Annotated in this window: 6 protein-coding genes, 1 tRNA gene and 2 pseudogenes; 3 read left to right on the forward strand and 6 right to left on the reverse strand. The window is 69.6% G+C overall.

Features of this window, described 5'->3' with window-relative positions; translation table 11 throughout:
- The first annotated feature begins 269 nt into the window (after positions 1-269).
- A tRNA-Val gene (locus ADK67_RS50470) sits at positions 270-353 on the forward strand.
- Between the two features lie 943 nt (positions 354-1,296).
- Here ADK67_RS50470 and ADK67_RS06055 read toward each other — a convergent pair.
- From ADK67_RS06055 to ADK67_RS06065, 3 genes are all read right to left on the reverse strand, one after another.
- Complete coding sequence (locus ADK67_RS06055; RefSeq protein ID WP_053715397.1) at positions 1,297-1,671, reverse strand: hypothetical protein; 375 nt, start codon at positions 1,669-1,671, stop codon at positions 1,297-1,299.
- Between the two features lie 109 nt (positions 1,672-1,780).
- Entirely contained in the window at positions 1,781-3,304 is a 1,524-nt protein-coding gene (locus ADK67_RS06060) for a CATRA conflict system CASPASE/TPR repeat-associated protein (protein WP_157619949.1), read from the reverse strand.
- On the reverse strand, positions 3,294-3,662 hold the full coding sequence (locus tag ADK67_RS06065; protein WP_157619950.1) for a CATRA system-associated protein: 369 nt from the start codon (positions 3,660-3,662) through the stop codon (positions 3,294-3,296). The genes ADK67_RS06060 and ADK67_RS06065 overlap by 11 nt, the downstream gene beginning before the upstream one ends.
- Positions 3,663-3,843: 181 nt before the next feature.
- On the opposite strand from ADK67_RS06065, the gene ADK67_RS06070 reads away from it, so the two are divergent.
- A complete protein-coding gene (locus ADK67_RS06070) occupies positions 3,844-6,432 on the forward strand; it encodes a hypothetical protein (RefSeq protein ID WP_157619951.1) in 2,589 nt (862 codons plus the stop codon).
- A gap of 2 nt (positions 6,433-6,434) precedes the next feature.
- A complete protein-coding gene (locus tag ADK67_RS06075; RefSeq protein WP_053715401.1) occupies positions 6,435-7,406 on the forward strand; it encodes a CHAT domain-containing protein in 972 nt (323 codons plus the stop codon).
- 215 nt (positions 7,407-7,621) lie between these two features.
- Here the strand turns inward: ADK67_RS06075 and ADK67_RS06080 are convergent.
- The 3 genes and pseudogenes from ADK67_RS06080 to ADK67_RS48665 all read right to left on the reverse strand — a co-directional run.
- Positions 7,622-7,930: pseudogene (locus ADK67_RS06080) on the reverse strand (transposase); the annotation flags it as partial.
- Positions 7,931-8,710: 780 nt separating this feature from the next.
- Positions 8,711-8,878, reverse strand: a pseudogene (locus ADK67_RS55275) (transposase domain-containing protein); the annotation flags it as partial.
- 591 nt (positions 8,879-9,469) lie between these two features.
- On the reverse strand, positions 9,470-9,974 hold a 505-nt coding region (locus ADK67_RS48665; protein ID WP_231648036.1), incomplete at its 5' end, for a TIGR02452 family protein.

Raw genomic sequence — 9,974 nt, forward strand, 5'->3', positions numbered from 1 at the left:
ACGGTGGCCCGACGACAACGACACGGTGGTGCGTGTCGTCATGCCCGCCGGTCGGCGGGCATGACCCTCGTCCTCCTCGGCGACGGATACATCCGCTGTGCGGGCCGGAATGAGGGTCGGGTGCGCGACCATCGTGGTCGGCGGTCCGCGGATCGTCAGGGAGCGGGGGAGTGCGTGGGAGCGGATGCTGGGAGCAAAATGGGAGCCGTCAGACGCGTTCAACAGTATTAAACCGCATTCAACGGCACCCAATAGCGGCATTTTCCCGCGGTAATTACATCCGTGCTGGTAGAGGCATTATTCCGGCTTCATTCACACCGAAGAGGTCACTGGTTCGATCCCAGTATCGCCCACAGCGTGTTTGTGCAGGTCACCGGCCCGTAGACGGATCATCGTCTGCGGGCCGGTGATCGTTTCGGCGAGCAGTTTGGGAGCAGACCTCCTTTGGGATCTATCGCATTTGTGGTCGGATTCGTCTGTCTCCGGTGATAAAACTGCTGGTCGCGTCCCTGTGGCCTTGATCGACATCCCGAGTGCCGGGGTGACCACCACTTCGTACTGCACCGAAGAGGTCGCGGGTGCGGTTGATTGCCGTTCAGGTCGGTTGAGGGCTGGTGCGATGTCTCGCCGGGCGGGTCGGGTGTTCGCCGCGGGCTGGTCCGCTCCTACCGGGCGCCGGTGCTGTCGCGGGATGGTCTCCGGTGTCACCGGTCGGTGCTCGGGCGGCGGGGGGCGACGCACCAGTGCGGCGATCACTACGTGATCGGTCCGGTCCGGAGGCATGGGCCGGTCCGGCACACTACGGCGATCCAGTGCCGCAGCGCCGGTAACTGGGCATCCTTCGCCACCGATGACCGGTCGAGCAGAACGGCTGGCCGGGGAGCCGTTCGGTGCTCGGACGTGGCAGTCGCAGCTCCACGCCACATAGTTATGCCCCTGTGTTCCAAGGTGCACGATCACCCCAGCTCAGCGCCCCAGTGCAGAGTTCTGACACCACAAAGGACCTGGCCGTCGAAGTCGTGACACGACCACGCGGATCACAGTTCCACGTCCTACCCCGCCGCCGGGTCGTCGAACGCACCCTGGCCTGGATCACCTCACACCGCCGCTGCGCCCGCGACTACGAACGCCTCTCACGCCACCACGAAGCCATGGTCCGCTGGGCCATGATCCGCACCACCACCCGACAACTCACCAGGCAGAAATAGATCCCAAGCAGCCACTTTAAGAAGGCCGACTAGAAAATCGCCCGGAACCCGACAGCACCTTGTGCCGCTCGTAAGTCATCGCTGCAGGTCAAGGGGCATACTTGTACTCGTTGATGAGGCCGTCGCGGATGCGGGTGCGGTGCAGTCTGTGGGCGTCGAGGTCGTGTATCGCGGCAGGGTGCTGCTGGGCGTCGGGTGGTAGTTGGTGGCGGCCCTGGTGGGGCCGGGCTTCTCCCAGGATCAGGATGTGGTCGAGGAGTTCGCGTCTGATGGTGCCGATGGCCCGTTCGCAGTGGGCGTTCATCCTCGGTGCTCGCGGCGCGTTCTTGATCACGTGGAGGTCGTCGGCTTGGAAGACGGTGGCGAACGCGGGTTTGTACTTGTCGTCGCGGTCACGGAGCAGGAAGCGTAGGGGCGTCATCCGGTGTCCGAGGTCGGCGGTGAGGTTTCTAGCCTGCTGCATGGTCCATGCCTGTGTGGGTGGGCGGTGACGCCGGTGATGTGCAGGCGTCGGGTGCCGTGTTCAAGGAACGATGTGGAAGTAGTACGGCACGGTGTTCGTTGACCTGGGGTCACCCCGTCCACAGCCACGCCTCGGTGGCCAGCTCCTTGACCCGCACCTTCACCGGGCTGAACTGCTCCCGGGGCAGGCCGGGCACACCCTCGGCGACCACGAACTCGTACACGTGCTCGGACAGGACGACCGCCAGGTCGCGCTCCGGCTGGGCGACCACCTGTTCGCGCAGCGGCGCGCAGTCCAGCAGGCGGCCGGCGACGGTGGCGGCGGCGCCGCTGAACCCCAGCTCCGACCGGCCGACCGGACCCAGGACGACGGCCATCCGCAACCGCAGCCGGTCCTGCGCTTCGGCGTTGCCGTGGGCGAGTCGGTCGGCGGTGCGGCGGAGCAGCAGCGGCAGTGCGCGGTGGACGTCGCTCCCTGCTGGCAGGAACGCCAGCAACCCGTCGCCAGTGTCCTGACGGTCGACGGTCGACGGCGCGGTTCCGAGGTCGTGGAGCACCGAGTTCACCAGTGCTGCCAGCCGCCTCTGCACCTCAACCCGCTGCCCGGACTCCCGGCCGCCGTAGCCGACCACGTCGAGCATGAAGCCCATTCGGATCGCCCGCCCGCCGGGGGCCTCGGCCATCGGCGCGGGCGGGCGCAGCACCCGGACCTCGTCCATTAGCCGCCTGTCCTCGTCGAGCCGTCGGAGAGCGTGGTCCAGTTGCCGGTCCACCCAGTCCGCCAAGCCGTCGTCGGCCGCTAGCGGCCGGGAGAACACCGCGGTCATGTTCGTCCGGTCGATCTCGGCGGCCCGACGTAGCCGGCGCAGCGCCGATGTCGCCGCGGTGAGCGCGACGGCTACCGGTTGGCCGGGGTCGGCGCGGCGCACCTCGTCGTGGACCCGCGCTCGCAGCCGGTCGAGCTCGGGGGTGTCCGCGTGCAGAACGCCGATCGAGTGGCGCAGCCTCGTGGCGTGCATCAGGTAACGGGCCAGCGGGGGCATCTCGGCGGTGCCCCGGCTCCACGTCCATGCGCTGAGCACCGCGTCGTGCCCGGCGGGTGCCAGGACCACCAGGACGCGGTCGGCGCCGACGTTGTCGACCGGCTCCAGCAACGCGAGGACGCCTTCCCGGACCTCCGGTGCCGCCCACCGGAAGCGGTCGCGCAGGTGGGCGGGCAGTGCGGCTGTCACGGTCTCGTCCACGCCGCTCGGGTGTTTCGCCTGGAACACCCTGGTCGTGCCGAGCAGGTCCGCCGCGTCGCCCACCAGGTCGGTGCAGCGCCGGTCGAACGCGATCCACCCGGACCCCGGCGGGCTTTCGGGCGCGGTGAAGGCCAGCGAAAGGTTGAGCACGTCGTGCGAGCGGCGCAGGACGGCCTGGGTGTCCGCCGCGTCGTCCTGCGCGGCCGCCACCGCGCCGTCCGGGCGGGATGACCGGAGCGAACCGGGCAACGCGGAGGGCAGTTCGGTGTTCGGCACGGGGTGCACCGCGCCCAGCGCACGGCAACGCGCCCAGATCGCGCGGAGCCCGTCCTCGGCGTCCCCGACCGCCGGCGCGTAGAGGTGGACCACTAATTCCTGGTCAGCCAGCACGCCGGTCTCCCGGCCGGTCCTCCCCGGCCGGCTCCTGCGCACGGTATCGGTCCCCGGTGTCGCCGACCAGGGTTCGCACCAGCTCGTTGGCCAACTCCAGCACCCGGGCGGGCGGTGGGACCACCGGTTCGTCGCCGATGCGTGTGATCCTGCGGGGAACGGCCAGCTCCAAATCCACTGCCGCCGCGCCGAACGCGTCGGGGTCCCGGTCGCGCACGGCCTCAGACAGCTCGGCCACCGCTTCGGCGACGGTCGTCCACCGCGCCTCGTCGAGCCGCCACCCCGGCAGGTCCGCCAACACCGCCACGGCGTCGGCCACCACTGCCGCGCCTAGTTCCGGGTAAGCCGTCACCGTCACCACTCACCTCGTCGACCCATCTGATTCTGCCCGCACCGGACCGGCGCCGCAGTATTGCGGTCGCATGTTCCGGTTCGTGCTATTAGATCACCGCTGGACGATCATGCCGACCGCAAAAATCGGCAATCACCTGATGCGTAATCGACGTGCTCGGAACTCCCAGGGAAGGAATTCGGCGTTGTTGGCTGACGAACCCGTCGCGGACGGCGAAGAGGTCGACTGGCATCTGCTGGAAGTCCTGTTCGCCCTGGAGACGGAGGACGTACCGGAGGAGACCTTCGACCGGCTGGTCGAGGCGCAGTGGCGGGAGGTGGACGCCCTGCCCCCGGGTACACCCGAACAGAGGGCGGGGATGCTCCTGCTGGTCGGCCTGCTGTCCGCCGCCGCCCAACGCTTCGCCGACCCCGCTAGGGACTGGGAGGCGGTGGCGGTGGCGCGGCTGGCCACCCGCGAGCCGGTGGACGAGGAAGAGCGACCGCAGCTGCTGGCGGTGCTGATGACGGCATTGCTGAACTGGTACTCGCGCACCGGGGACGTGCCCGCGCTGCTGGAATCGATCGAGGCCGGTCGGCTGGGGCTGGCCGCGGACGGTGGCGCGGACCGGTGGGCGCTCCAGGCCAATCTGGGCCACGCCCTTACGTTGGCCTTCCGTGAGCGCGGCGACGTGCCGCTGCTGGACGAGGCGATCGGCCTGCTGCGTCTAGCTGTGGCGGGGCGGCCGCAGGACGAGCCGGAATCGGCCCTGGCGCCGATGCAGCTCGGCATCGCGCTCCACTTGCGGTTCGCCGCTGGCGGTGGTGAGGACCTGCTGACAGAGGCCGTCGCGTCGGTGCGGGGAGCGGCGGCGGAACCGGCTGCGGACGCCTCGACCGCCAGCGTGGTCCTCACGAACCTGTGCACGATCGCCCGAACCGCGTTCGAGCACTTCGGTGCCGCCGACCTGCTGGCCGAGTCGATCCGGGCGGGCCGGACCGCCCTGGCCCTGCTGCCAACCAGCGACTCGAACCGGCACGACGCGGCTGCCGCCCTGGGCACGGCTCTGCTGGCCAGGTACAAGTCGGGCGGCGACGACGCTGCGCTGCGCCAGGCGCGGTCGCTGCTCCAAGAGGTGTGCGCCACGAGCCGACCGGATCACCCAGGCCGGGTGGGGTGGCTGACCAACTTCGCCGACTGCCTCCGGACGTGGTTCACCCACACTGGGCACATCGACGTGCTGGTGCAGGCCGGGGAGGTCGCCGCGGAGGCCGCCCGTTCGGACCTCGCCAACGGACCCGATCGGGCGGTGCTGCTGAGCACTCTCGCCGACGTCCTGCTGTCCGTCCACGTGCACAACCAGGATCCGGAGGTGCTCGACGAGGCGGTAAGGCTGCTCCGCGAGGCGGTGCGGGTCACCGCAGGTTCCGCTGCGGCCGCCGTGTACCTCGAAGCGCTGGCCCGCGCCCTCGACGTGGTGCATACGACGACCGGCGAGCGGGACGCGTTGATCGAGGCGATCGATCTCGCGCACCGGGCCGCCGACGCCGTTGCCGACCACCGCCCGGCGCGGTCGAGGTACCTGGGCGGCTTGGGGCAGGTGCTCGACACGGGCTACCGCCGGATCGGAGACCTGACCCTTCTGCGGAGAGCGGTCGACGCGTACTCGGAGGCGCTGGCTATCACCGGCGCGGATTCGCCCGTGCTCCTGTCGGGGGCGGCAGGCGCGCTGAGCACCCTGGCCGACCGGACCGGTGACGTGGCCCTCCTCGATCAGGCGGTGGCGCTGTATCGGTCCGCACTGGCGGCGGTGCCCCAGGAGTCGCCGGTTCACGCCGCGTACATGGGCTCCTTGGGAGGGGCACTCGAGAAGGTGCACAGGGCCACCGGTGACCGCAGTGCCGAGCGGGAGGCCATCGAGGTCATGCGTACGGCCGTCGCCAAGGGCGACCTTTTGCCGCCGATCAGCCGGGCCTCCCTCCTCTATGCGCTTGCCATCATGCTGTCGGACACCGACGAGGCCGATACCGATCCGCTCGTGCTCGACGCGGCGGCGGGGTTCGCCCGGCGCGCGGTCAACCTGCTGCCTGCGACGGAGGTCCACTCGGCGGCGGCCAGGCACACCCTCGCCGTCGTGCTGCTCGCCAAGCACCGGCTGATCGGCGACCCGTCCTCGCTCACCGAGGCTAACCGGCACTTTGTCGCTGCCGCGGAGGTGGCCACCGCGCCCCCGGTCATCACCTTCGGCGCGCGGTGGCGGTCGGCGTCCACCTCGGCCCTCCTTGGTGCCGACGAGCACGCCGTCAGCCAGGTCGAGCAGGCCGCCGTGTTGCTCCCCGAGATCGCCCCCGAGGCGCTCGCCGAGGCCGACCGGCTGCACCTGGTCACCTCGACGGCGGGCTTCCCGGCCACCGCGCTCGCCGTCCTGGCGCGAGCGGGACGACCTGAGCGCGCCGCGGAACTGCTGGAACAGGCCCGCGGCATCCTCCTGACCGACGCGATCACCAGTCGGTCCGGTGTGGACGAGCTGCGCGCGGTCCGGCCCGACTTGGCCGACGAGGTGACCCGGCTCCGGTTGGTGCGCACGGCGCTGAACGACCCGGGCGAAGCGCCGCCGGCGGCTCTGCGGAACAGGGAGCTGTGGACGGTCCACTGGGGACGGTTGCTCCGCGAAGTGCGTGCCCTGCCGGGGTTCGACCGCTTCCTAGTGCCACCCACATACGACGAGCTGCGGGCCGAGGCCACCGAAGGGCCGATCGTCTACGTGGCCGCCGATGAGGGGGCGGGCTTGCCCTGATCGTGACGCGCGACGAGCCGATCGTGGTGGAGCTGCCCGCCGCCGACTTCCGGACCGTGACCGGCCAACTGGCGGTGCTGCGCCACGCCGACGAGCTGGCGGCGGGGCCGTCGAGAGACGGGTGGCACGCGGCGCAAGGGCTGGCCGGGTACGTTCTGGCCTGGACTTGGATTGCCATCGCCGAGCCGGTGCTGGACCGCTTGGGGGAGGTCGACCGGCTGTGGTGGTGCCCGGTGGGCGTCGTCGGGGCGCTGCCCCTGCACGCCGCCGGCCTCGGCCGGGGAAGCGGTCGTTCGGTGCTCGACCGCGCGGTCACCTCGTACACGCCGACCATCCGGGCGCTGGCGCGGTCGCGGACCACGCCTGAGGCGCCCGCCGGGTCGCTTCTGGTCGTCGCCGCGCCGGAAGCTACTGGTGCCGCCCTGCCGGCCGTGCGGCGAGAGGTGGCCCGCATCGCCGCCAAGGTGCCGGGTGCCACCGTTCTGGACGCCGACGCCACCCGCGACCAGGTGCTCGAACAGTTGCCGCACCACCGCTTCGCGCACTTTGCCTGCCACGGTGTCGCGGACGCGGCGCGCCCCGCGGAGAGCAGGCTCCTGCTCGCCGACCACCGCACCCACCCCCTGACCGTCGAGGCGATCGCCCGCCTGCGCCTGACGGGGGCGGAGATCGCCTACCTCTCCTCGTGCTCGACGGCGGAGACGTCCGCCCGGCACCGCGACGAGTTCACGCACCTGGCGGGTGCCCTGCAACTGGCCGGTTTCCGTGAGGTCGTCGGCACGCTTTGGCCGGTGGGGGACCGGCTCGCGGCGGACCTCGCCGAGCGGCTCTACGACCGTGTCGTCGTCGACGGCGCGGTCCGGACGACCCGCGGGTCCACCGCGCGCGCCCTGCACCAGGCGGTCCGGGAACTCCGCGCCGCGCAACCGCACCGCCCGCTGGACTGGGCGCCCTACGCGCACTTCGGCCGGTAGGCTCCGCCCTTGATCCAACCGGTTCAGTCCTGATCATGGTGCTGGTCGCAAGGACCTTGTTCCCTGCGCCGAAGATCTCTTCCGGCGATTCATCGGCGGCAGTGGTCGCCTGCTCAACATGGCCTGATGGCAGTTCCCCGCCACAGCTCGCTCGGCCGTGATTGAATCGAACCTTTGACCCGTTTCGCATTATTGAGCCGAGAGTGTTCGGTTGCCTACATGATGGCGTAGCGGACGTGTGGTGCCTGGAAGTAGCCGCGGACGATGTGCGGCTGGCGTTGGCGACGACGTAGGGAGCGGCGGGTCTCGTAGGCCAGGCGGTCGACGTTGTGCGCGCGGGAAACGTTGACGTTGCGCTTGAGATCGGCGTTGAGCAACTCGTCCGGGTTGAGCTCGGGGCTGTAGCCGGGCATCAGGTGCAGCTCGACCCGGTCGGTGTTGTCCCGTAGCCAGACGCGGACCGCCTTGCTGCGGTGCACCGGGTGCCGGTCGGCGACGACGTGCACCTTCCGACCCGCCTGACGCTGTGCCTGCCGAAAATGTCATCCGTGCTGGTCAGGCGGTGTGGTGGTACTCGATGAGGATGCCGCCCAGTCGTTGCCGTTGGCGGATGTCGAGGTGGGTGATGGCCGCTTGGTCGGTGGCTGGTGGTCGCAGTGGTCGGGCGTTGTCGATGCCTTGGTGGGGGCGGCGGTTGTTGTAGAACTGCTCGTACTGGCGTAGCGCGTGGAGTAGGTGCTGTTGGTTCCGGATGAGGGTGCGGTCGAAGAGTTCTCGGCGGCAGCTGCGGATCCAGCGTCCATGATCGCGTTCATCTGCGGGATGCGGACTCCGCTGAGAACGACCTGGATGCCCGCGTCGGCGAGGACGGCGTCGAACAGGGCAGGGTACTTGCCGTCGCGATCGCGGATGAAGAACCGTAGGGAGCTGCCCGCGTTTTCGAGGTCCATGACGAGGTTTCTGGCGGCTTGGGTGACCCAGGATGTGGTCGGGTGCGCGGTGGAGCCGAGCACGCGGACCCGGCGACTGGCGTGCTCAATGACCGCGAGCACGTACAGGCGGGTGCCGTTCAGGGTGGAAGCCTCGAAGAAGTCGCAGGCTAGGAATGCGTCGGCCTGTGAGCGAAGAAGGTTGACCAGGTCGTCCGGGTGCGCTCGGGTGCCGGGTCGATCCCGGCGTCCTGGAGGGTCTGCCACACCGTGGATGCGGCGATCCTGATGCCGAGCACGAGGAGTTCGCCGTGGATGCGGCGGTAGCCCCAGGTGGGATTCTCTCGTGCCAGGCGCAGCACCAGGAGCCGGATCGAGCAGGAAGTAGATCCCGACCCGCGAGGGCAGGTCACGCAGCCGCCGCTGGACCGTCCCGGTCTCCTCCAGGATCGCGTCGACGAGTTCGAATGGGGCCACCGGCGGCAGTTCCCCCAGGTGCCCGGGAGCGAACCGGCCCGCGGCCACGGTGACCGTGCGGGTGATGGCCGTCAGCGCAGGCGGCAGGACACAATGAGAGGGCAACGGAGCTCCTTGGGACAAGCTGTCCTGGTCGACTGCGTGTACCGACGAGCTCCGTTGTCCTGCGTCGTGACTCCTGCAGCCCGGTCGCGTGACCAGCGAAAACGTTAACTACCCGGCCTTGGGTGAAGTACCGTGAAATCACTAGCGTGGGCCGCATGCGACCACACGGCGACCACTGACGCCATCGCGGCAGGTCCGGGCTGCAGCACTTGTCGCCACGACAACATCACCGGACGTATCAGCAGCTGGGCCGGTGAGGTGCTCCACCGGGATCTGGTGAGGCAATGTCGTGAGGAAGGCTCGGACGCCAAGGCGGTCACGGCCGGGACTGCCGAGTTGGCGTTCCGAATCGTCACTTTGAGTATGCGAGTCGGAGCGACAAAACCGGCCGTGCCGTGCTGATCGACAACAGTGTGGATTCAGGACCGTTTCGTGTGTGGTCTCCGCGGTCTTTGTCGCTTGCATGGATGAGGTTGTCGGCAGGCTCGACGTCGGCCTCAGCGACGTGCCCGGCCGGCAGGATCGGCACCAACGCCGTGCTTGAACGCTTGTTCACCGATCGGACGGTGGGCTGACGAGCCGATCTCCATGCCCGTTGTTGCTGAACGCATCGGCGAAAGCGGCGAGGACAGGGGTGTCCCGCGTCCGATCCAGCACGGCGAACACGACGTCGTCGAAGAACCGGTTGTCTCGCAACGACGCGCGGAACGCCGCCGCCACGACCGCCGGGTCGTTGCCGAACACCCCGCATCCCCAGGCGCCAAGGACCAGCCGCCGGTGTCCATGCGCGGCGGCGACCCGTAGAACACGTGCCGCACGCCGCTGAAGGATCATGGGAACCGCGGCCGCGTGTTCGGGCTGACTGCGCAGGATCGCGCCGAAGTTGGGCGCGGCGGCGGTGAGGAACGAGACCCGGTAGGGCTCCGGCAGAAGCGTGCCTTTGTCGTCTCTGAACACCGCACGGACGGTGAGTAGATCACGCGATCGCTGTAGGTGAGCTCGGGGTGCGCGCGGTGGTGGGCGTAGAAGTCGCTTGCCGCCAGCAGGCACGGGTACA

The sequence above is a fragment of the Saccharothrix sp. NRRL B-16348 genome, from assembly GCF_001280085.1.
In the GTDB taxonomy this organism is placed as follows: domain Bacteria; phylum Actinomycetota; class Actinomycetes; order Mycobacteriales; family Pseudonocardiaceae; genus Actinosynnema.